This window comes from Candidatus Hamiltonella defensa 5AT (Acyrthosiphon pisum), from assembly GCF_000021705.1.
Lineage (GTDB): Bacteria > Pseudomonadota > Gammaproteobacteria > Enterobacterales > Enterobacteriaceae > Hamiltonella > Hamiltonella defendens.
On record NC_012751.1, the window covers coordinates 1,508,492 to 1,528,537 of the forward strand.

The 20,046-nt window shown below is 41.4% G+C and carries 23 protein-coding genes, 1 tRNA gene and 1 pseudogene; 19 read left to right on the plus strand and 6 right to left on the minus strand.

Translation table 11 applies throughout. The features are described from left to right. Positions 1-3: 3 nt before the first annotated feature. The gene (locus tag HDEF_RS07380) at positions 4-336 is read right to left on the minus strand and encodes a hypothetical protein (protein WP_015994642.1); all 333 of its coding nucleotides are present in this window, start codon (positions 334-336) and stop codon (positions 4-6) included. A gap of 90 nt (positions 337-426) precedes the next feature. Here HDEF_RS07380 and HDEF_RS07385 point away from each other — a divergent pair, with 90 nt between their 5' ends. Continuing rightward, the gene (locus HDEF_RS07385; protein ID WP_015874034.1) at positions 427-792 is read left to right on the plus strand and encodes a CCDC90 family protein; all 366 of its coding nucleotides are present in this window, start codon (positions 427-429) and stop codon (positions 790-792) included. 7 nt (positions 793-799) lie between these two features. Then, a tRNA-Lys gene (locus tag HDEF_RS07390) sits at positions 800-874 on the plus strand. Between the two features lie 23 nt (positions 875-897). On the opposite strand, the pseudogene HDEF_RS13995 reads toward HDEF_RS07390, so the two are convergent. The 5 genes and pseudogenes from HDEF_RS13995 to HDEF_RS07410 all read right to left on the minus strand — a co-directional run. Beyond that, a pseudogene (locus tag HDEF_RS13995) lies at positions 898-1,083 on the minus strand (hypothetical protein); the annotation flags it as partial. A 68-nt stretch (positions 1,084-1,151) separates the two neighbouring features. Continuing rightward, a complete protein-coding gene (locus HDEF_RS07395; protein ID WP_015874035.1) occupies positions 1,152-1,706 on the minus strand; it encodes a DUF2815 family protein in 555 nt (184 codons plus the stop codon). A 15-nt stretch (positions 1,707-1,721) separates the two neighbouring features. After that, positions 1,722-3,020 carry a DUF2800 domain-containing protein gene (locus HDEF_RS07400; protein ID WP_044612362.1) on the minus strand — a complete coding sequence of 433 codons (1,299 nt, stop codon included), beginning with the start codon at positions 3,018-3,020 and terminating at the stop codon, positions 1,722-1,724. Beyond that, complete coding sequence (locus tag HDEF_RS07405; protein WP_015874037.1) at positions 3,013-3,930, minus strand: hypothetical protein; 918 nt, start codon at positions 3,928-3,930, stop codon at positions 3,013-3,015. Before HDEF_RS07405 ends, HDEF_RS07400 begins: the two co-directional genes overlap by 8 nt. 564 nt (positions 3,931-4,494) lie before the next feature. Next, positions 4,495-5,193: a S24 family peptidase gene (locus tag HDEF_RS07410; RefSeq protein WP_015994637.1), complete on the minus strand. Its 699-nt coding sequence runs from the start codon at positions 5,191-5,193 to the stop codon at positions 4,495-4,497. A 95-nt stretch (positions 5,194-5,288) separates the two neighbouring features. Here HDEF_RS07410 and HDEF_RS07415 point away from each other — a divergent pair, with 95 nt between their 5' ends. The 17 genes from HDEF_RS07415 to HDEF_RS07495 all read left to right on the plus strand — a co-directional run bounded on the left by HDEF_RS07415 (position 5,289) and on the right by HDEF_RS07495 (position 20,036). Continuing rightward, the gene (locus HDEF_RS07415) at positions 5,289-5,573 is read left to right on the plus strand and encodes a helix-turn-helix transcriptional regulator (RefSeq protein WP_015874039.1); all 285 of its coding nucleotides are present in this window, start codon (positions 5,289-5,291) and stop codon (positions 5,571-5,573) included. Positions 5,574-5,576: 3 nt separating this feature from the next. After that, positions 5,577-7,814, plus strand: coding sequence for a virulence-associated E family protein (locus HDEF_RS07420; RefSeq protein WP_015874040.1), 2,238 nt, complete (start codon positions 5,577-5,579; stop codon positions 7,812-7,814). A gap of 103 nt (positions 7,815-7,917) precedes the next feature. Then, a complete protein-coding gene (locus HDEF_RS14000; protein WP_015874041.1) occupies positions 7,918-8,139 on the plus strand; it encodes a hypothetical protein in 222 nt (73 codons plus the stop codon). A 126-nt stretch (positions 8,140-8,265) separates the two neighbouring features. Next, complete coding sequence (locus HDEF_RS07430) at positions 8,266-8,712, plus strand: antiterminator Q family protein (RefSeq protein WP_015874042.1); 447 nt, start codon at positions 8,266-8,268, stop codon at positions 8,710-8,712. 696 nt (positions 8,713-9,408) lie between these two features. Next, positions 9,409-9,813, plus strand: a complete 405-nt coding sequence (locus HDEF_RS07435; RefSeq protein WP_015874044.1) for a hypothetical protein — start codon at positions 9,409-9,411, stop codon at positions 9,811-9,813. A gap of 381 nt (positions 9,814-10,194) precedes the next feature. Beyond that, positions 10,195-10,572 carry a hypothetical protein gene (locus tag HDEF_RS07440; RefSeq protein WP_015874045.1) on the plus strand — a complete coding sequence of 126 codons (378 nt, stop codon included), beginning with the start codon at positions 10,195-10,197 and terminating at the stop codon, positions 10,570-10,572. Between the two features lie 251 nt (positions 10,573-10,823). Next, a complete protein-coding gene (locus HDEF_RS07445; protein ID WP_015874046.1) occupies positions 10,824-11,813 on the plus strand; it encodes a cytolethal distending toxin subunit B family protein in 990 nt (329 codons plus the stop codon). A gap of 257 nt (positions 11,814-12,070) precedes the next feature. Then, positions 12,071-12,835 carry a hypothetical protein gene (locus HDEF_RS07450; protein ID WP_015874047.1) on the plus strand — a complete coding sequence of 255 codons (765 nt, stop codon included), beginning with the start codon at positions 12,071-12,073 and terminating at the stop codon, positions 12,833-12,835. Between the two features lie 507 nt (positions 12,836-13,342). Further along, positions 13,343-13,621, plus strand: coding sequence for a phage holin, lambda family (locus HDEF_RS07455; RefSeq protein WP_015874048.1), 279 nt, complete (start codon positions 13,343-13,345; stop codon positions 13,619-13,621). Between the two features lie 208 nt (positions 13,622-13,829). Beyond that, positions 13,830-14,045 (plus strand): phage holin family protein, encoded by a 216-nt coding sequence (locus tag HDEF_RS07460; protein WP_215231434.1) that lies wholly within the window; start codon positions 13,830-13,832, stop codon positions 14,043-14,045. Continuing rightward, on the plus strand, positions 14,008-14,472 hold the full coding sequence (locus HDEF_RS07465; protein ID WP_015874050.1) for a lysozyme: 465 nt from the start codon (positions 14,008-14,010) through the stop codon (positions 14,470-14,472). The genes HDEF_RS07460 and HDEF_RS07465 overlap by 38 nt, the downstream gene beginning before the upstream one ends. Positions 14,473-14,476: 4 nt before the next feature. Continuing rightward, positions 14,477-14,863 carry a hypothetical protein gene (locus tag HDEF_RS07470; protein WP_015874051.1) on the plus strand — a complete coding sequence of 129 codons (387 nt, stop codon included), beginning with the start codon at positions 14,477-14,479 and terminating at the stop codon, positions 14,861-14,863. Continuing rightward, positions 14,826-15,011 (plus strand): Rz1-like lysis system protein LysC, encoded by a 186-nt coding sequence (gene lysC, locus HDEF_RS13925; RefSeq protein WP_425475040.1) that lies wholly within the window; start codon positions 14,826-14,828, stop codon positions 15,009-15,011. The genes HDEF_RS07470 and lysC overlap by 38 nt, the downstream gene beginning before the upstream one ends. A 73-nt stretch (positions 15,012-15,084) precedes the next feature. Further along, positions 15,085-15,501, plus strand: a complete 417-nt coding sequence (locus HDEF_RS07480; RefSeq protein WP_015874053.1) for a DNA-packaging protein — start codon at positions 15,085-15,087, stop codon at positions 15,499-15,501. Between the two features lie 16 nt (positions 15,502-15,517). Beyond that, positions 15,518-16,927, plus strand: a complete 1,410-nt coding sequence (locus HDEF_RS07485; RefSeq protein ID WP_015874054.1) for a PBSX family phage terminase large subunit — start codon at positions 15,518-15,520, stop codon at positions 16,925-16,927. After that, positions 16,927-19,089 (plus strand): portal protein, encoded by a 2,163-nt coding sequence (locus HDEF_RS07490; RefSeq protein ID WP_015874055.1) that lies wholly within the window; start codon positions 16,927-16,929, stop codon positions 19,087-19,089. The genes HDEF_RS07485 and HDEF_RS07490 overlap by 1 nt, the downstream gene beginning before the upstream one ends. Before the next feature lie 50 nt (positions 19,090-19,139). After that, positions 19,140-20,036, plus strand: a complete 897-nt coding sequence (locus HDEF_RS07495; protein ID WP_015874056.1) for a hypothetical protein — start codon at positions 19,140-19,142, stop codon at positions 20,034-20,036. Positions 20,037-20,046: the final 10 nt, after the last annotated feature.

Sequence of the window (20,046 nt, forward strand, 5' to 3'; positions counted from 1 at the left end):
TTATCAGGCCGTAACAGAAAAACGCCCCATTTTAGGGTGATACCACTGACTGCCGCGTTTCTCAGCCCTAAGCATCATTTTATCCAGTGCATTTTTAAAGGCTTCTTCATCAACCACTGACATTTGGGTAATTGGGCCACCGGGTACAACATGAGGCACTTTTTTATAAGGTATATTCCACGCCATCACTAACTGGCGACATTTCGCATCACTCAAACCATTTCTTCTGAGACCTGTATCTTTTCGTGTTTCATTGACCATGACCAGTAATTGTTGTGAGTCGATCGTTTCTCCGCCGGATAGGGTGATATTTTGTGCATTCATTAAATTTTGCATGTGAAAATTCCTCAATAATGAAATTGATGAAAGATTTTGCAGATGGAACCCTAAACCCGTTATACTTACCTAAACACGGGAGGATTAATTATGGGTCAGGTTGCATTTGATGCACTACAAGCATCGGAAGAACTAGAAAGTGCTGGTATTTCTAGAGAAAAGGCTAGAGCTATCTCACTGGTAGTACGCAAATCGCATGAGGTTGCTGATGTAGCGACAAAACGTGATTTAGAAGATGTCCGTAAAGATTTAACTACTCAAATATCTGATGTCCGTAAAGATTTATCGGCTGAAATAACCAATGTCCGTAAAGATATGGAAATAACCCGCAAAGACCTGCAACTTGAGATGTCAGGTATTCGCGCTGAGCAAAAGTTAATACGCTGGATGTTAGGCGCTGGTATTTTGGGTATCCTTTCTCTGGTGGTAAAAGCCTTTTTGATGCCTGCGCTATAATGATATTGGGCTGTTAGCTTAACGATAGAGCTGAGGGCTTTTAGCCCATCGCTTGCGGGTTTGAGTCCTGCACAGCCCGCCAACTCCCCGATGGCTTTTAGCCAATAGATTATTCTCTTTTCTTAGGTACTTGTTTTCTTCTACCAGTAGTCGAATCATATTGATTAATGTTTTGGTTTCCTCATCGGCATAACCCTGTTGTTCCAGGTTAAGCAAATATTGGCTGTTATTACTGGGGTTAGTGAGCACAATCGTTTCACCAATATACCGATGCGGGTTATCTAATTTCATTTTAAGCCTCCTCGAGTGACTAACTGCCTGATTATTTAACCACTTAAGGCGGCAGTGGTTCCCGGGTGTTAGCTGGCCAATAATTCTTCTTCCTCAGCCATGCTCAGGTCGTCAAACTCTTCAACGGAAGCCACACCTCCCCCTGTAAAAGCATCACCATCACGAAAAAATTGAACACCTCTTAATGAGGCTGAAACCCCTTTACCATTGTTGTCATAGCCGTAAAACTCAATGGTGGCGTTCACGTAGCAGCCAGAGTAGGGACGACCATCCTGTGCGGTTAACGGGGAGGTGTTACGGTCAATGACTAATGGGCGGGATTTGTTACTGGCGCTGAGGTACAGGTTTCCGGCGTAACCGTCGTACTCTTTACTATCCCCATCGCGTAAGCAAAAACGGTTAGGATTATTACAAATGCTGTTATAGATTTTTTCGATATCCTTGTTGCCCCATTTTTCGCCAATCACGTGTTTGATACCGGCTTTGATTTCCTCAATCAGGTCCGTACGACTTTTTGGGATAAGAAAATTGGCGCGGTATTTGAACGCCCCTTGACCACTGACTTGCGTAGGTTCAAATAACTCAGGAAAAGCCAGACGTACGTTGTTTAATTTGATTTTCATAAAGTTACCTTTTGATTAAATGGATTTATCAACGAGTGCCGCTTCGGTCACATCGTCAAAGTCGTTTAAGGGGGTAGTAATAATGGCAGGTCTTGGGTCCGATTCCGGTGCGATAACGGGTTTACCATCTGCTCGCTCAATAAGCGCTTCCAGTTTTGCCCATCGATGTGGTTTGTCTTTTTTAAGCAGTTTCTCAGCCTGGGGTGGGCTGATAATTTTCTTGTGGTAGATTTGCTCCTGTTTAAGTTTGGCGCCTTTTAACAGTGTTTCGGCTTCACGTTCATCACCCCAGGTGCGATTACCCTGTTTGCCGGTAACCAGTTTAAAGCCAGGTACCGATTGCCCCGTATGTAATGCCTCGGCGACCCGATTTCGCAGGGCTTTACAAAAACTCTCTATCAAATCGACATGCGGGTAGAGTTTTGCCATTTGTTCAGGGGTTAGTAGCGTAATGCGTTTTGGTGCATCGCTTAATTGTGATGCCAGCGGTTGGGTTAAATCGACAAAATCGCCTTTGACTTCATTATGGACGAATTGCGCCTGTGCAAAACACAATCCACCTTTTGCTTTACAAAACAGGCATTGTTTAGCCCCCGGTGAAAAGGCACTATCCGGTAGGGCATCGAGACCACTGAGCTCGGCAAGGGTTGCCATCTTCATGGCTTTTTGCGCGCCTGATTTAGCCTGTTCGCCAAAGTCTTTTAATTCGTCAACTGACAGTGCCCATTCAGACAGATGGTTAAGTCTGGGCTGATGAATAAAAAGACGAACCGTTTTAAAATCATAAACAAGGTCAAACTGTTGTAAAGCGCCCAGCGCATAAAGCATGAGCTGCTCATTTTTCTGGGCATCCACTTTAACGCCTTTACCATATTTTAGGTCATGAATTTGTAGTTCATCACTACTTACGATAATCGCATCTGCGGTGCCAAACGAATTATCTACGCCAATGACCGCTGAAAAGTCCACCCGTTCTTCAACCTGTAACATTTTCCCGTTCGCCAGTTGCCAGACGGTATCGATATAGGTTTGGACGTGCTCAATCATCTCTTCATCCACTTGGGGTGAGTTGGCTTTTAGCAGCGGATACGTGCCGATATACTCTTTCGCATCAAAACCGTATGTTTGTCTACAACCTTCGCTATAAAGATTCTGGCGCCTTTTTAAGATACTTTCCGCTAACGCATGCGCCGCGCTGCCTTCTTCAGCAAACGGCGATGTTTTATCGGGTAAGGTGGCTTCTAATGCGGCACTGCCAGGGCATTTAAGCCATCTATGCGCTGAGGAGGGGGCAAGTTTTGCATGTTCAGCCATCGCTACCCTCTGATTTATCATCGGATAAAACGCTTTGGGATTTTTCAATAAACCGAGCTAAATTATCATCGGTAACATCACCTAGTTTTTTAGCGTTGAAGGATGCAAGGATATCCAGCGCTTCGTTACGATATCCGCCTTTGACCAATTGAGTAATGCGTGCGGAGGCCTCACTGCGAAGCGCATTAAAATCAATCGGTTTGACCTCCGTCGGCGTAGGCAATTCATGCAGTAATGACAAGGCGAATTCTCGACGTTCGGTAATACCAAAGAGATTATCCCAATTGGCCAGCATTTTTAGGCATAAATCAAAAGTCGAGGTTTTTGAGAGCGTTTTAATGTTACTTATGCCGTTTAAAGCGCAATAAAGCGCATCAATTTGTCCGGTAACGCCATCTGCTTTTTCGGCCGCAAAAGTGGCTTTGGCTTTAGCGACTTGCGTATGGTCAGGTTTAACTGCTTTATCACCGAACAAGACGGACAGGGAGACCACGTGACGCAAATCAAGCGATTCAATATCAACCGGTTCAGGTTCAGGCGCTACTTTAGGGTCTTCAACCATCGGTTTAACGGCTTTAGCAGGTTTCGTTTCTGCCTTGGCGACTTTACCCTTTTTCTCGGCAACAACCGGTGCTGGCTTGTCATCGGCTTTAGTGTGTGCTTCGACAACAGGCTCAATGGCTTCTTTAGGCTCAACGATAACTGATGGTGCAACGGGTTGTGGCTTAACATCCTGCGCAAAGGGTTTCGGTTTATTTGCCTCTCTCGGTTCATGCGGGTCATGTTCAAATTGTACGACCAGCTGGCTAATTAACATTGTATGGGCTTCGGTCAGTTGATTATGCGCCATTAGCATTTGCGTATGGTTTTCTGCCAGTCTGGCCAGCAGAGGGGTATTTGCGGTAAGCATGATGCGTCGACCTCAACGATATAAAGTGACAGGGAACGGGTAATGGGTGTTGCGTTTTAACGCGTCAAGTTTTCTCAAATAGCGTAAGCGCCGGACGTGGTTATTCATCGGAAATCGCTCCGATGACAGAATTTTTGCTTTTTGCATAGTATTTTTTCCGATGGAGGGTGTTAGATAAGGTGATGCTTGGTTATTTAGCCACTTCAAGCGGCAGTGGTTTCCTGGTGTTTTCTTACAAACAAAATTTGTAAGCCAATTCGTTTTAATGTTGTTTGCGTTTTCCTTTCTTTTTCTGCCAGTGTTGCCCTTTCACGACCGTTATTCTTTACGAAACGGTGCTAATCTTCTCGCCAACCGGATCGCGTTTGGCGGTACATCGCATTTTATGCGCAGGGGTCTCAACAGAAAAATCTGTGCTGTTCCGACTTTCTAAATTGTTAAAGAGCAAGGCGTTTATTCATAAACGCATAACCAGTATTATGCGAAAAATACACTTAGTCAATTATTTTTCGCATTTATTTTGCTAAACCTTAAATAAGGTGGCGGTTTTAAAAAAGGGATTACTTATTCTCTATAGTAAAGCGAATCTTTAGCAATACCCGCTACATAGATAATTTTTTCAATAGTTGACGCGGCGAGACGTATCGGCGGATGGTTGGAGTTAATTGAAAGCAGATGAACAACATCATCTCTTTGATACAGAAATGTTTTTACCATAACCTGGCCGTGATCGTCTTGAACGAGAACCTCATCACCCGGTTTATACTTGTGGTTGGGCTCCATAACCACGAATTCTCCATGTTGAATTCTCGGCATCATGGATTCACCTTGACAACGAAGGGCAAAAGCATCTCGATCTTCAGTCGGCCAAATAATATAACCATAGTCATGTCCGGCTGAGGATTCTTTAGAATTCCAATATCCCCCTCCCCCCAATTGTGTTGTTCCCAGCACGGGCACCTTACAGAAGTTGAATGGAATAGCCTTGACTTCAACTCTTTCGTATGCTTTTGTCTTATTTTCTATAGAAATATGTGATGTGATTAAATCTTTATATAGCAATTCATTAGCTTCCACCCTAAAAAAATCCGCAATTTTTTGGATTATTTTTAATCGTGGACTTTTTACTTCCCCACTTAACATTCTATGTAGTGTAGGTTGTGGCATCCCAATTCGGCGTGATAGTTCAGCAACGCTTTTCACTCCTTTTTCAGCCATTAATTTCTTGATATTTTTATTTAGTTTGGCCGTCATCATTCCCATTATGTTACTCCCCTTTAATCCTATATAAAATTCAAAATATACTTTTACGCATATTATATTTAAATTTAAATAAATCTTTCGCATTGCAAATATTTATGCGAATTGGTATTTTTAAACACTTAAAGGAAATGAACAATTGGAGAAAGACCGTGTATAAGAAATCACCTATAGAAATCGTCCAGGCATTATTAGCGCAGGGATTAACTCAATCAGAAATAGAAGCTAATACGGGTATTAAACAGCCTTCAATAAGCCGAATACTGACAGGAAAGAATAAAGATCCGCGTATATCTACCATGGTTGCCTTAGAAAAATTGTATTTAGAGCTAGCCACTAATTCTTTTAGTACATCAAGGCTAAATAAGTCAAAGGCCAAATAACCTATGCAAATAAGTTATTCCGTCGGGCGTAGTGTTAATGACAAACGCCCGAGGCCTGCTGTTGCTGACTCTTTTGCCGAGTATCAGCGGGCGATAAAAAAATTAACCAAACATATTAATATTAGTCCCACCGATCCAAAAGCCATTTTCGACAAAAAGAAAAAAGCCCTTAATTATATCTGGGGCGCAATGAAAAATGCCAAGAAAGGGCGTAATGCCCTTAATGCGGGTAAACGCAGCGTGCTATGGCTCGACATGGACGGTTGTACGTTAGCGGCGTGGGACATGCTAACAGGCATTCTCCGTTTTTATCGATGTTTCGCTTATACCACTGCCAGCCATGAACACCCTGTTGCTCAGGGTGAACAACGTTGGCGCATTGGTTTTCTGTTGTCCCGTGATGTGACTGCATCAGAGTACAAACAGCTAGGGCCCCGCATTGAACAGGAGTTGATAGATTGTTTCGAATGGCTCAGTGATTTAGCAATCAAGTGGGACAGCTCTGTCTATGAGCCGTCGCATATGATTTTTGCGCCTCATGAAGGGGCTAAGTACGAAAGTTTTGAAGGCACGGTGATCGATGTGGATACGTTATTAGCCTCGGATAATACGCCTGTTATTAAGCATGCTGATGACGATTTAACCCGTTTAGTCGATTTGCAAAATATCAATGACCAGACGTTTGAAGATTTACGTTCCGCATTATGGTATCCGAAAATATTAAACCAGGCCGAGAATTACCCTTCATGGGTCGATATGGGCAATCGCCTCGCCTGGTTCAAAGACACACACTTTGAGGATGAAGCTAAAACGATGTGGCTTGATTGGTCTTCTGCAGCGGCTAAAGGTGATATCGAAGCCGCCGAAGCCAAATGGGCTGAACTACGTGCTGATAGAACAGGTTATCAGGCGATATTCAGTTTAGCGCAAAAAGCAGGGTGGGTAAATCCCGGTGCTGAGCGATTAAAAACTGCGGTAGCTACGGTAGATGAGTTCGACGACCTGACCAATACTGAAAATTCAAAATGGCCTACGTTTAAACGCAATAAAACGTCAGGCCAAATAGAAGCCACCATTGACAACGCGGCTAAAGCGGTTATGTACGCCGATTTTGTCGGTGTAGAAATTCGGTTTGATACTTTTCGTGATGAGATCATGTTTGCCCCTGTTGGCACTAAAGAGTGGCAAACCTTTACCGATGCCGATTATTCCCGATTGCGTATCACAATGGAAAAGCGAGGCTTTAGAGCGGTTGGACGTGAGTTAATTCGCGATGTGGTATTACTGGCAGCCGTTGAGAACCCCTTTGATTCCGCTATGGAATGGCTAAAAAGCCTCGAATGGGACGGCATACCGCGTATCGAAACGTTTTACCATACCCATTTGGGTACTGAAGACACGACTTATACCCGTGCGGTATCGCGATATATGTGGACCGCCCTTGCGGGACGCGTGTTAAAGCCCGGTATTAAAGCGGATATGGTGCCCATTTTGGTGGGTGCGCAAGGTTCTGGAAAATCGTCTGGCGTGGCGGCGTTATCCCCTGATCCAACTTTTTTTACTGAAATTTCCTTTGCTGAAAAAGATGATGATCTGGCACGTAAGATGCGGGGCTGTCTGGTGGCAGAAATTAGCGAATTACGCGGACTTAATACCAAAGAACTGGAATCTATCAAAGCCTTTGTCACTCGGACACATGAAAAGTGGATCCCCAAGTTTAAAGAATTCGCCACCCAATTTCCCAGACGCTCATTGAGTATTGGTACTACGAATGAAGATGAATTTTTAGGTGATAAAACCGGTAATCGGCGTTGGCTGCCCGTTGAAGTTGGAAAAATGGATGTAGAAGGTATCAAAAAGGATGTCATTCAACTTTGGGCAGAAGCGCGAGAAGTTTTTAACGAAACCGGTATTCAATTTCAAGAAGCAGAGCAATTGGCTAATCAGGTACATGAAAAGTATTTTATCAAAGATGCGTGGCAGGAAATTATCGAGCGTTGGTTAGATGAACCGGATTTAATGACCGGACAAAAACCACGGGCACGGCAATTTTTACGATCTGCAGATATTTTACGTGAAGCATTGAACCTTGAACCGAAAAATATATCGCGACGGGAACAAATGCGAATGGGCCATGTTTTGCAAAATTGCAACTTTAAACAAGTTCTGCGTCGTGTTGATGGAAAAGTTTGTCGGGTTTGGGAGAGGCGTAACGACCTGCAACAACCTGTAACGACCTAAATTCGTTAGGTTGTTACACTATTTATTTTATTAATATCAATAGTTTAAAGTTAGTGTAACAACCGTAACAACCTTTTTGTTATTAATAGCCTTAGGTAAGTCTATGCATACAAAACATTACATAGAAGGTTATAGATATCTTATATATATATATTTAATAGGAAAAAGGTTGTTACGGTTGTTACGGTTGTTACATTCTTTCAAAATCAATAAGTTAAAGCGTAACAACCTATTGCTTATAGGTTGTTGCAGGTTGTTACGCCTACGAACGGTAAAAATATTCCCGTTCATAACCGGAGCAAAAAAACATGAGCAGAGACATTAATAAAATATTACTTCACTTGTTGTGCAGGTAATCGGCATGCGGGTTGCTACTACCCGTGAACTGACAAATTCACCCCACAAAATATTTCGAATAAAGCAATTAGAGTAAGACTGAGGGTAAAATGCGATGCGCAGAGATATTCAACAAGTGTTAGAGCGATGGGGAACCTGGACCCGTGATAATAATGCCGGGATAGACTGGTCGCCGATAGCGGCAGGTTTTAAGGGATTGCTCCCATTACGACCGTCTATGCGCCCTTCGTGCTCAGATGAGGATGGTCTTATTATCGATAATTGCGTTTCGCAATTGCAAAAAGTACGCCAGCCTGAAGAACTAAGTTTAATTATTGCGTATTACGTCAAGGGCTATTCGAAGCGGGCCATCGCTCGCCGACGTCGAGTGGATGAGGGGATGATAAGGGCAAAATTACTGATTGCAGAAGGCTTTATTGACGGTTGTTTATCGCTGCTCGCCGTGCGATTAGACATGGACCCGGAGGTTAAAATTTATTCGCCACAAAAAAGTAAAAAAAGGATTAGTGCGGTCCGCAAAAAGTTTGGTAATATGATATAAATTAAATTTTTAATATAATAATTATTCAAAATAGTTTATTTAAAAAGTCTATTTTATGCTGTTAATTTTTAAACTAAAGTCATTAGCATAAAATTTATTTTTCAACAAATATTCAAAGCACAATACTAAAATAATTTAATGTTTTTTTATGATATAGGGGATGCAAATGTCTTTTTTTAAATCGATGTTAGCTCTATTAATTATTATTTTTGTACCGCTTAATTCTTACGCAATATAAAAATGCATAACAGATGGAGTTGTAACAGAATTACGTATAGGCTCGCATGATCAACATTGGAACGAATGCCCTGATAACGGGGCTTGTATTTATTTTAAATATTCGGAAGATAATCAAGTCAAGTCACATTACGTGTATTATTTAACTAACCTAAACGACAACGGAAAAGGCTCTGCTATGTATGATATTTTGAAATCATCATTGTTAACAGGAGCGAAAATTAATGCATGGTCTAATTTAGGACATTGTGACATTGAGAATGGAAAATCAATTGATGCTCTTGGTTTGAGTAATTAAATATACATATGATATTTGAAGATATAAGATGACATGGCTAGAAGTATTAAACATAGATTTTCATTTTTGAAGTTTGATCATGTAAATTTCAGATAGAAAACTTAACTCCTAAACAATACTGATACGAATTTCTTGAATCTTCAGACTAACTGGAGTTATAAATGGCTTTTTTTAAACCAAAAATCTTTGTGCTATGTTTTATTATTTTTAGCTATAATTCTTATGCAATTAACCAATGTATAAACAATGCCATCGTAACAAAGTTAATAATTGGAAAACCGCAAACAACCAATGAATGTCCATCTGATGGTAATTGTATTTTTTTTGAATATGTAGAGGATGAAAATAAAAAATCAGGTCATGTGCATAATTCAATGAATCTTGATGACGAAGGCAAAGGGATGGCAATGTATGATATATTAAAGACCGCATTATTAACAGGAATCAGAATTCAAGCTTGGTCCTCTTTAAATACTTGTGGATTTGGACTTATGTATGTAAGGCAAGGAGATATGGCATACATGAACAATGAAGTTATCGTTGAAAGTATTAGTTTGAGTAATTGAGAGTATAAATTGTGTAAATAGCATTTTGATGAAAAATATTCAAAAAACAACAACAAGCCTATCAGTAAAAAATTAATTAACCAACCGCTAAAAAATTGTCATAATCAATAAGAACCAAATGTTTCGTTGAACGTGTGTTTTAAGCTGAAATGACTCTTCATATTATTTATGATAAGTATGAATCTAGGGATACTTCGATATCGCAATAGCGCCTTTTATCAGACATTAATAGTTAAGGGCGAAGTTCAACTTAAAATATTTAACAGACCAGCAATATTAAACAATCAATTACACGACAAAGCTGTTTCTATATCTGACAGCCACAATGGTTTCTTTTAATTGATGACCACCCCCAATTTAATTAAATAAAGGAATTCGTAAATGACGCTTTTCAAATCTATAATTGTTACATTAAGTTTTATTCTTTTGGCTGGTAATTCTTATGCGATGCAAAAATGTATAAGTGGTGGTGTTGTGAGTGCGATACAAATAGGTCAGAGCTCAGATATTGGGCCTAATTGCCCTGATGATGGAAATTGTATTTATTTTGAATATAAAGAATATGGAAATAAAAATAAACAGCAACATTTTGTAGAACGGCTGACGAACCTGAATGATGGAGGTAAAGGGCAAGCTATGTATGATATGTTAAAAACTTCACTGCTAACTGGTGTAAAAATTAACGCATGGTCTTCTACCAATCAATGTTATGGTTCTCCCCAAAATTATTCAGTTGATGTGATTGGTTTACAACAGTAAATAAACAATGTTCGAATCATATCGCTATACCTCAAGAAGATATGATTCATTTACATGGACATACGCCAACCCCAATAAAAATGGGTCGCTATTAAAAAATATAAAGTCCAAATAATTCGTCTTTTTCGCCGAATTAATTTAATTAGCACTAAGCGATGTTATCGGCATAGAAGTCATTGTCAAACGCTATTATTAATAATTAATTTTATGATTTATGTAGATACAAGCAATATTAATATGAGTATATACCAATGAAAAATTTTACTAAAATAGTAAAAGATCATTTTATTTTATTATATAAAAAACAACTAGTGAAGTCCTTCAGCATATTTATGTTTGTCTGTTTTTTTATACCAATATCCTACTCTCAGAGCCATAATCATAATCGCGATGTAAAAGATTTTATTTTTGGTACATGGAACACAAATGGTGCTCGTTGGAATGATGTTAGAAATTTAATGGTTAATGGTCAATTTGATGTTTTGGCAATTCAGGAAGCTGGAGCGCTTCCTACATCATCGAGAAATGAAGGCAGTGTAACAGAATCTCACGATTATAATTCTATAGTTAATGAAGCTCAAAGACTTTGTTACATAGGAGAAATAAATCAAAATGATGTACTTTTTGGAACAGTGAGAGAGTATAGTTGGCAAACTAGTAGGGGAGAAAGTTTTTATCTATACTATTATGATAGAAGAGATCATTACGTGATGAGTAACGGAAACCAGTATCCTCGCGTAAATACTGCTATCATTACAAGGCAAAGAGCAGACAATATTTTTTTTACCGCCCCGATTTATACAAATCAACGTCGTACTAATATAAATCGACCTATTATAGGAATACGTCTAGAGAATGCTGTTTTTTTTAATGTACATGCAGCGCCGGATAGAGGTGGTAGAAATGAAGCTGGATCAGCTGTAAATATAATCCGAGACTATATGGCAATGAATTCTCCTAATCACACATGGGCAATGATAGGTGATTTTAACCGAATTCCCAGCGAGCTGAATAGCGAGATACTCAGCTCCACTCCGCCAATGCAAACATTTATCGAAAATGTTCATACAGGGGAAAGTACACATGAAAGCCCAAATCCTAGTAGTTCAAGAGAACTTGACTATGGTGTATTGGGTGGGTCAGCATCTCATAGTGATCACCATGTCAGCGCAATAATAGCGCTTTATCTTTTGCAGCTTAGTATGAATCCTTCAGACCATAAACCTGTTAAATTTAATTGAGTCCTAAGTCTTTCTGAAGGTTAAGAATAATTTACTAATCCGGTAGGCCATCAGGGTAAAGCACGAATGTTCACTTTATGAGCGAATTGGTTTATAAATAAACATTTCGATGCGCAAAACAGCTCTAAAAGTATATATATTTTTTTTTAATCACTTTTTGTACTTTTTTATTTCCATATTGTTTAAAAAACATTCGCGATCCCGCCCCCGGGTAGGCCATGCTTTATTTATATATAAACTTTCTATTTCAATAACTAATGGAAGCTGAAATTGGCATGAAGAAAAAATCACTGAACCTTAAAAGTATTATTGTTATTTCAGTATTATTATTATTATTTTCCAATCATTATACGTATGCTGAAAAAAAATACGATTTTACCAAGTACTGCTTTTCAGGTAGACCAGTTAATCATGTGATATTTAATGATAATACACCCTTGTATGAGTGGGAGCTCAAAGCTTTAAATTTAACTATTGTGGAAAAAGTTTTTAATCGAGCCAAAAACGGTGGAGGATTTTACAAGAAAAATTATCCATCATGGAAAGACTGGTATCATAAATCATATTGGAAGACCGCCTTCGGATACGGCATATACGACTATGGTCTAGAGGAAGCAAAAGGCAACTCTATTTATCGTCCATATGGTATCGAATTTAATGATGGTTCTTTTTCTATTGGTTTCACTGGAGATGATGTTAAATATGGAGATGATAATTGGAAAACCTTATCAGGAAGTAATTGGGGTATATCTACTGAGAGATATGCAGGCCAAATATTCTTTGATAAAAATGGGCGTCCAGTTGCTATTGTATCGACAGACCCCCTAACTGGCGCATTTGGCTCAGGCTGGAGCTACCTTTATGATAAAGGGAAGTGGGAGTATGAATCAAAAGATGACTGGGATAACCGTCGTTTTGGTGACAACACAGAATCTCTCGACCATAACGCACCAAAGTTCCTTAAATCTTCTACAGGAATTATGGCTAAAATATTTTATTCTATCCTACATTCATTCGTCTAAAAGACTTTGTTGAATAAATAAATTTTTGGGGGCTAATATTCAAATATGATGGTGCTTAGTCAAACGAAAAAAAAATGAAATCTTTAGGGGCTGTGGTCACGAGTTAAAGAAAAACATATTTTACTTACTTTCTTAGACGAATATAAAAAAAGATAAACTGTCATGGTAAGTTTGATAAATTACTTACCATGACAGGTAACATTTGAGTAATTTTTAATCAAAAATAGTGCGTTAAATGAACTAAATACGGCACGTTTATCTTGTGACGACAGCCCCTAGAACCTCAAAATGATCACCATTCACGAAGAATTAACAACTTTTCTCGTAAAAGTACATTAAATTAGTCATTTACCCTGCTAATTAATAAATGTGCCTTTCTTGTCACTATTCTCTGTACATTGATTAACTTTATTGTTAATTGGAAGTAGAAGCGTAAGGCATTTCAACTTAAATAATTTATTGCTCCCACGAATTAACACTCTAAAAAAACACTAAGAACCGATTAGCATGCCAAATTTTTGCCAAACCCTATTAGACATCCTCAAGCATCGAATTATCGGGGCTGCGCTGGCTTTCATGACTGCCTTGCTACGCGGCTTATATCAGAAAAAAAGCTTTAACTGCTCGCTACTTGATGCATTGATGTGTGCTTTATTCGGTTCGGTGGCGCATGAATTGCTGTTATTTTTAGGAATGAAGACAGATTACACCTGGTTAATCAGTATCGTGATTGGCTACTTAGGTACTGACTATATTGGCAGTTGGTTGAAGAAAAAGCTTGGATAAATTCTGAAAACGCAGCAAAAGCTTAAGAAGTATATTTGTGTATGCTCTTGTTAATGTTCTATAGCGATAACCATTAATAAATGGACATAACTTTAATTTTCTGATCCATATAATTTTATAATATAGCGATAACCATTAACAATAAGTTTGTCCACTTGTTAATGGTTATCGCTATACGTCAAATCTTAAAAAATAAATGTCACTAAATATGTCTGAAAAATACGCAACCCCGACGGCCTATCTCTCAAGTCTGATGGCGACCGTTTTAGGTTTTTTTACGCTTGAGCAGTGGGTAGCGGTGACCGGTATTGTCTGCACAATCGGGACATTTCTTATCAACGTGTACTACCGCAAAAAAGAATACAAACTCAAAGCGCGGCATTATGATGATACCGAAAAAAATCCTGATGGCCATAGGTGGTAGTGCGGTGTTATTAGCCTCGACCATGGTAACGTATTTTGAAGGCTTAAGGCACAAACCCTATAAAGACAGGGGTGACGTGCTAACGGTGTGTTACGGGCATACAGGGAAAGCGATTATTCCGGGTAAACACTACACAGACGAAGAATGTCAGGCTTTACTGGATAGTGACCTGAAGGCGTCGATGGCGGTGGTTGAGACTCACGTTACCGTTCCGCTGACTGAAATGCAGAAAGCGGCTTTGGCCTCATTCGTTTATAACGTAGGAAGTGGGGCCTTTGTCCGTTCAACGTTACTCAAAAAACTGAATGTGGGTGACAGACAAGGCGCGTGTGATGAGATGCGGCGCTGGAAATATGATGAAGGTAAAGTCTCTAAAGGACTGATTAATCGTCGTGCGGTAGAGCGTGAGCTTTGTCTACCGGATTAACGTCATGCATTGGAAGCTCCTTTTCACCGCTGTGTTACTTATCACAATCGCCGTACTCTCCATCGTAATCAGGTTTCAATATGTTGAGAACAGCCGCCTGAAACTGGCGAACCAGTCACTGAGTGCCGAACGCGACGCTGCCCGTGCACAGTTTACCCACTATGAGCAGGCGGTTGATATTTTTAACACCATAGCGGGAGCCACCCAGGATGCACACCAACAGGCCATTCAGGCATCCCAGCCTCAAACGATTAAGATACAGGAAGCGATTACCCCTGAACGCTGCGCTCATCTGCCTGTGCCTACTGCCGCTGTTAACCGGTTGCGTGCGCACGCCGATAAAATATCTCCCCGTGCCGCCAGCGCCCATTCCATCCACGCTCCTGGATGATTGCTCTCTGCCGGTGATATCGGAGCACATGACCTGGGGCGATAGCCTGGTACTCAATGAGCAACTGCTACTGGCTCTCGAGATGTGTAACCAGGATAAAGCGGCGATAAGGCGAATTGAAGAACAGAAAAATGATAGCCAAAAATGAAAAGCAGACTGAATATCTACAGAAATACATCAAAACACGGCGTTACGCCTTTTCCAGTCAATCTGGCGAGTAAATGATGGTCAGTAAGAAGAAAATGGGACGTCCAAGCAAGTTAACCGTAAGCCTCGAAAAGGCCAAAGCCTATTTAATGGGGGAATACAAAACCGTGGGGGATGTTGTGCCTAATATCGCTGGCTTAGCGTGTTATCTCAATATTTCTCGGTCGACCATTTATGAATGGTCATCATCATCAAATGTTGAATTTTCGGACATCGTTGAAGGAATTCTCGCCTTACAAGAAAATAAGTTGCTAAATAGTGGCTTGAAAGGGGAATTTAATCCCACTATTACAAAATTGATGCTCAGTAAGCATGGATATGCTGACAAACAAGAAACTGAATTGTCAGGCAAAGCGGGCGGCGCGATAAAAACGGACAACAAAATCAGTATTGAATTTATCGGCATACCTCAGCGTGAAAGTGCAAATTAGCGAAAAGTTCGCGTCCATGTTCAAACCGAAACGCATAAAGGTTTACTTTGGCGGTCGGGGTGGTATGAAAACCGTTTCATTTGCGAAAATAGCCTTAATCACGGCCTCCATGCATAAACGCCGGTTTTTGTGCTTGCGGGAATTTATGAATTCGATTGAAGATTCTGTCCATGCGGTATTGCAGGCCGAGGTAGAAACGTTGGGATTACAAAATCGGTTTCGTATTCTTAATACTTACATTGAAGGCATCAATGATTCCATTTTCAAATATGGCCAGTTGGCACGGAATATTGCGTCTATCAAATCCAAACATGATTTTGATGTTGCTTGGGTGGAGGAAGCGGAGACCGTATCTGAGAAAAGTCTGGATACCCTTATTCCCACTATTCGCAAGCCGGGCTCTGAGTTATGGTTTTCTTTTAATCCAGCAGAAGAAGACGGTGCTGTATATAAGCGTTTTGTCAAGCCCTACAAAGCGATAATCGATAAGCAAGGTTACTATGAAGACGATGATTTATATGTTGGCAAAGTGAGCTACCTGGATAATCCCTGGTTACCGGCAGAGCTTAAAAATGATGCGCAGAAGATGAAACGGGAAAACTATAAAAAATGGCGGCATGTTTACGGGGGCGAGTGTGATGCGAATTACGAGGATGCATTAATTCAGCCTGAGTGGGTGGAGGCGGCGATTGATGCACATATCAAGTTAGGGTTTAAACCAAGCGGAATTCGTGTTGTCACTTTCGACCCCGCTGATTCCGGTCAGGATGAAAAGGCATTATCCAAACGCTATGGCGTGCTGATTGAAGATTGCGTGAGCTGGTCAGAAGGTGATGTTGCTGATGCAACGATGACGGCTTTCGATGAAGCGTTTGACTATCGGGCGGATGATTTTATCTATGACAATATTGGGTTAGGGGCCGGCACTGTCAAAACGCATCTAAGACACAGCAATGACGGTAACAAGATAGTGGTGACGGGCTTTGGGGCGGGCGATTCGCCTGATTATCCTGATGAAATCTATGTACCCGGCAATGGTGAGTACCTGCCTTCTTCAAATAATGATGACAGAACTCACCGAGATACCTTTAGAAACAAACGCGCGCAATATTGGGTTTATTTAGCGGACCGATTTTATAAAACGTGGCGCGCCGTCGAAAAGGGCGAATATCTCGATCCGGAGGCGTTGATCAGTCTCTCTTCGAAAATAGCGAAACTGTCACAACTCAAGTCAGAGCTGATTAAACAACAACGAAAACGCACACCCGGAAACCGATTAATTCAGTTGATGAGCAAAGATGAAATGCGATTAAAAGGAATAAAATCGCCCAATATGGCAGATACGCTGATGATGTCCTTTGCTAATCCTCTGCGCATAACAGAAGACACGGAAATCGTTGTCCCCTCATCGTCAAGTTGGTCATGATGGCTGAAACATTACAAAAAAGACATGAACAAATTATGCGCAAGTTTGACCGAGCGCACTCCCCGCAGGAAGCGGTGAGAGAAAAATGTCTCGAGGCGACAAGATTTGCGCGCGTCCCGGGTGGGCAATGGGAAGGGGAAACGGCCGCGGGCTCTGAATTAGGCAAACATTTTGAGAAGTATCCAAAGTTTGAAATTAATAAAATATCGACCGAGCTTAATCGGATAGTCAGCGAATATCGCAACAATCGGATTACGGTTAAGTTTAGGCCCGGCGATAAGGCCGCCAGCGAAGCGTTAGCCAATAAATTAAATGGCCTGTTCCGCGCAGACTACGAAGAAACGGATGGCGGCGAAGCGTGCGATAACGCTTTTGATGACGGCTCAACCGGGGGGTTTGGTTGCTTTAGGCTGACGACAAATTTAGTCAATGCGCTTGATCCGATGGATGAGAGACAACGTATTTGCCTCGAGCCAATATACGACCCCGCCCGCTCTGTTTGGTTCGATCCTGATGCGAAGAAATATGATAAATCTGACGCAGAATGGGCTTTTTGCATGTACTCACTCTCTGCTGAAAAGTATAAGGCGGAATACAACAAAGACCCGGCAACGTTAATGAGCGGCATTGAACGATCATGGGATTATGATTGGTACGATGTTGATGTGGTTTATATCGCAAAATACTACGAAGTAAAAAAAGAGTCGGTGGATGTGGTGAGTTTTCAAAACCCATTGACAAGTGAAACCGTCACCTATGACAGTGATCAGCTTGAACTCGTTGAGGATGAGCTGGCAGACATCGGGTTCATTGAGGCGGCACGGCGAACCATTAAGCGCCGGCGGGTTTATGTCTCCGTGGTGGATGGTGAGGGCTTCCTTGAGAAAGCGCAACGAATACCCGGTGAGCATATCCCGTTAATTCCGGTATATGGTAAGCGGTGGTTTATCGATGATATTGAGCGAGTCGAAGGTCACATAGCAAAAGCTATGGATGCCCAACGTCTGTATAACTTACAGGTGTCGATGCTGGCAGATTCGGCCACACAGGATACCGGTTCAATTCCGATTGTCGGTAAGAGTCAGATAAAAACCCTGGAGAAATATTGGGCGAATCGAAATAAAAATAGGCCGGCTTTCTTGCCACTCAATGAGATTGTTGACAAGCAAGGTAATATTATTGCGCCCCCGACGCCAGTCGGATACACGCAACCCCAGCCACTGAATCAGGCGATGGCGGCGTTATTACAGCAAACGGGGGCGGATATTCAAGAAGTCACCGGTTCAAGCCAGGCGATGCAGCCAATGCCCAGCAATATAGCCAAAGAAACGGTTAATAATCTGATGCATCGTTCCGATATGTCCTCGTTTATTTATCTTGACAATATGGCGAAGAGCCTTAAGCGCGCGGGTGAAGTTTGGTTATCGATGGCCCGTGAAGTCTACGGCTCGGATAGACAGGTTCGTATTGTTAATGCGGACGGCACTGACGATATCGCCTTAATGTCGGTGGTCATCAATGATAATCAGACCGGGCAAGTCGTCGCGATGAATGACTTATCCAGTGGGCGTTATGATGTCACGGTCGATGTGGGGCCGTCTTATACCGCAAGACGGGATGCGACGGTTTCAGTGCTGACCAATCTGTTGGCGGGCATGTTACCGCAAGACCCAATGCGACAGGTTTTACAAGGTATCATTCTGGATAATATGGAGGGTGAAGGACTCGACGAGTTTAAGGAATATAACCGTAAACAGTTATTAACGCAGGGCGTCGTTAAACCGCGCAATACAGAAGAAGAGCAGATGGTTGCGCAGATGATACAGCAAGCACAACAACCTAATGCTGAACTTGTCGCCGCTCAAGGGGTATTGATGCAAGGGCAAGCGGAGGTTCAGAAAGCGAAGAACGAAGAATTGGCTATCCAGGTGAAAGCCTTCCAGGCACAAACTGAGGCGAGAGTAGCAGAAGCGAAAATGGTTCAAATTCTCGCCTCTGCTGATAGTGCTAAAAGAGCAGAAATTAGGGAAGCCCTTAAAATGCTTCACCAGTTCCAAAAAGAACAGGGTGATGCTTCTAGAGCGGATGCCGAGTTAATTCTAAAAGCAACCGATACGCAGCATAAACAAAATAGGGATGCGGCTAAAAACCATTCAATCTGAACATAACCTACAGTTACCTGCGGACTTCTCGCAGAGTTAAGGAGTCATAAATGGAAAACGAACTGATCATCGATGGTCAGGCGATACCGGTATCCAAAAATCAGGAAACACCCCCGCAAAATACCGCTGAGCAGCCAGCGCAAGAGCGTGAGAATAATGCTGCTCAAGTGCAAAAAGTTGATACTGATAATATTGAAATAAAATCCGATCAGGAAGTCGAGCAGGATCAAGACTATTCATTGCAAATTGGCGATGAAGAAATATCGCTAAGCGAAGAAGATGACTCAATAGAAGGTAAACCTGCGCCTAAGTGGGTTAAAGATCTGAGAAAAGGTTTTAAAGAAACACAGAAAGAAAATCGCGATCTGAAACGTCAGCTTGAGGAATTAACCACCAAGCAGTCTCATCAATCGCAGGTTAATCATAATAACGTTATTCCCGATAAACCCACCTTGGGATCGTGTGATTATGATGAAGAAGTCTATGAAAAAGCACTTACCGATTGGCATGAGAACAAAAGCCATGTCGAACAAAAGCAACAAGCACAGCAAAGGCAGCAACAAGAAGTTCAGGAACGATTTATTCAACGTTTAAAGTCTCATCAACAACGCGCGGCTAAATTACCCGTTAAAGATTATACGGAGATGGAAGAGGTTGTGCGATCAGAGGTACCCATATTACAGCAGGAAATTTTAATTCATGCGGCTGATGAGGGAACAGAACTTATCGCCTATGCACTTGGAAAAAACAAAGCATTACGCCAGCGGCTGACCGCTGAACATGATCCTATTCGTGCCGCGTTTCTGTTAGGCCAAATTAGCCAGAAGGTAAAACTGGCCCCCAAACCTAAGAAAACCCCTAAACCAGAGCCTGAGCTAAAAGGGGGGGCTGGAAACGTGAAATCCGATGAGTTTACCCAATTGTGCCCCGGCGCAATGATTGAATAAGAGTAAAAAA

Excerpts from the sequence above, each read along its gene's own strand:
- HDEF_RS07405 (WP_015874037.1), bottom strand. The coding sequence starts at position 3,930 with ATGCTTACCGCAAATACCCCTCTGCTGGCCAGACTGGCAGAAAACCAT.
- HDEF_RS07435 (WP_015874044.1), top strand. The coding sequence starts at position 9,409 with ATGGCTTTTTTTAAACCAAAAATCTTTGTGCTATGTTTTATTATTTTT.
- HDEF_RS07385 (WP_015874034.1), top strand. The coding sequence starts at position 427 with ATGGGTCAGGTTGCATTTGATGCACTACAAGCATCGGAAGAACTAGAA.
- HDEF_RS07495 (WP_015874056.1), top strand. The coding sequence starts at position 19,140 with ATGGAAAACGAACTGATCATCGATGGTCAGGCGATACCGGTATCCAAA.
- HDEF_RS07460 (WP_215231434.1), top strand. The coding sequence starts at position 13,830 with ATGTCTGAAAAATACGCAACCCCGACGGCCTATCTCTCAAGTCTGATG.
- HDEF_RS07450 (WP_015874047.1), top strand. The coding sequence starts at position 12,071 with ATGGAAGCTGAAATTGGCATGAAGAAAAAATCACTGAACCTTAAAAGT.
- HDEF_RS07410 (WP_015994637.1), bottom strand. The coding sequence starts at position 5,193 with ATGGGAATGATGACGGCCAAACTAAATAAAAATATCAAGAAATTAATG.
- HDEF_RS07430 (WP_015874042.1), top strand. The coding sequence starts at position 8,266 with ATGCGCAGAGATATTCAACAAGTGTTAGAGCGATGGGGAACCTGGACC.
- HDEF_RS07485 (WP_015874054.1), top strand. The coding sequence starts at position 15,518 with ATGTTCAAACCGAAACGCATAAAGGTTTACTTTGGCGGTCGGGGTGGT.
- HDEF_RS07440 (WP_015874045.1), top strand. The coding sequence starts at position 10,195 with ATGACGCTTTTCAAATCTATAATTGTTACATTAAGTTTTATTCTTTTG.
- HDEF_RS07465 (WP_015874050.1), top strand. The coding sequence starts at position 14,008 with ATGATACCGAAAAAAATCCTGATGGCCATAGGTGGTAGTGCGGTGTTA.
- HDEF_RS07420 (WP_015874040.1), top strand. The coding sequence starts at position 5,577 with ATGCAAATAAGTTATTCCGTCGGGCGTAGTGTTAATGACAAACGCCCG.
- HDEF_RS07445 (WP_015874046.1), top strand. The coding sequence starts at position 10,824 with ATGAAAAATTTTACTAAAATAGTAAAAGATCATTTTATTTTATTATAT.
- HDEF_RS07455 (WP_015874048.1), top strand. The coding sequence starts at position 13,343 with ATGCCAAATTTTTGCCAAACCCTATTAGACATCCTCAAGCATCGAATT.
- HDEF_RS14000 (WP_015874041.1), top strand. The coding sequence starts at position 7,918 with ATGCATACAAAACATTACATAGAAGGTTATAGATATCTTATATATATA.
- HDEF_RS07380 (WP_015994642.1), bottom strand. The coding sequence starts at position 336 with ATGCAAAATTTAATGAATGCACAAAATATCACCCTATCCGGCGGAGAA.
- HDEF_RS07415 (WP_015874039.1), top strand. The coding sequence starts at position 5,289 with ATGCGAATTGGTATTTTTAAACACTTAAAGGAAATGAACAATTGGAGA.
- HDEF_RS07395 (WP_015874035.1), bottom strand. The coding sequence starts at position 1,706 with ATGAAAATCAAATTAAACAACGTACGTCTGGCTTTTCCTGAGTTATTT.
- HDEF_RS07470 (WP_015874051.1), top strand. The coding sequence starts at position 14,477 with ATGCATTGGAAGCTCCTTTTCACCGCTGTGTTACTTATCACAATCGCC.
- HDEF_RS07490 (WP_015874055.1), top strand. The coding sequence starts at position 16,927 with ATGGCTGAAACATTACAAAAAAGACATGAACAAATTATGCGCAAGTTT.
- HDEF_RS07480 (WP_015874053.1), top strand. The coding sequence starts at position 15,085 with ATGATGGTCAGTAAGAAGAAAATGGGACGTCCAAGCAAGTTAACCGTA.
- HDEF_RS07400 (WP_044612362.1), bottom strand. The coding sequence starts at position 3,020 with ATGGCTGAACATGCAAAACTTGCCCCCTCCTCAGCGCATAGATGGCTT.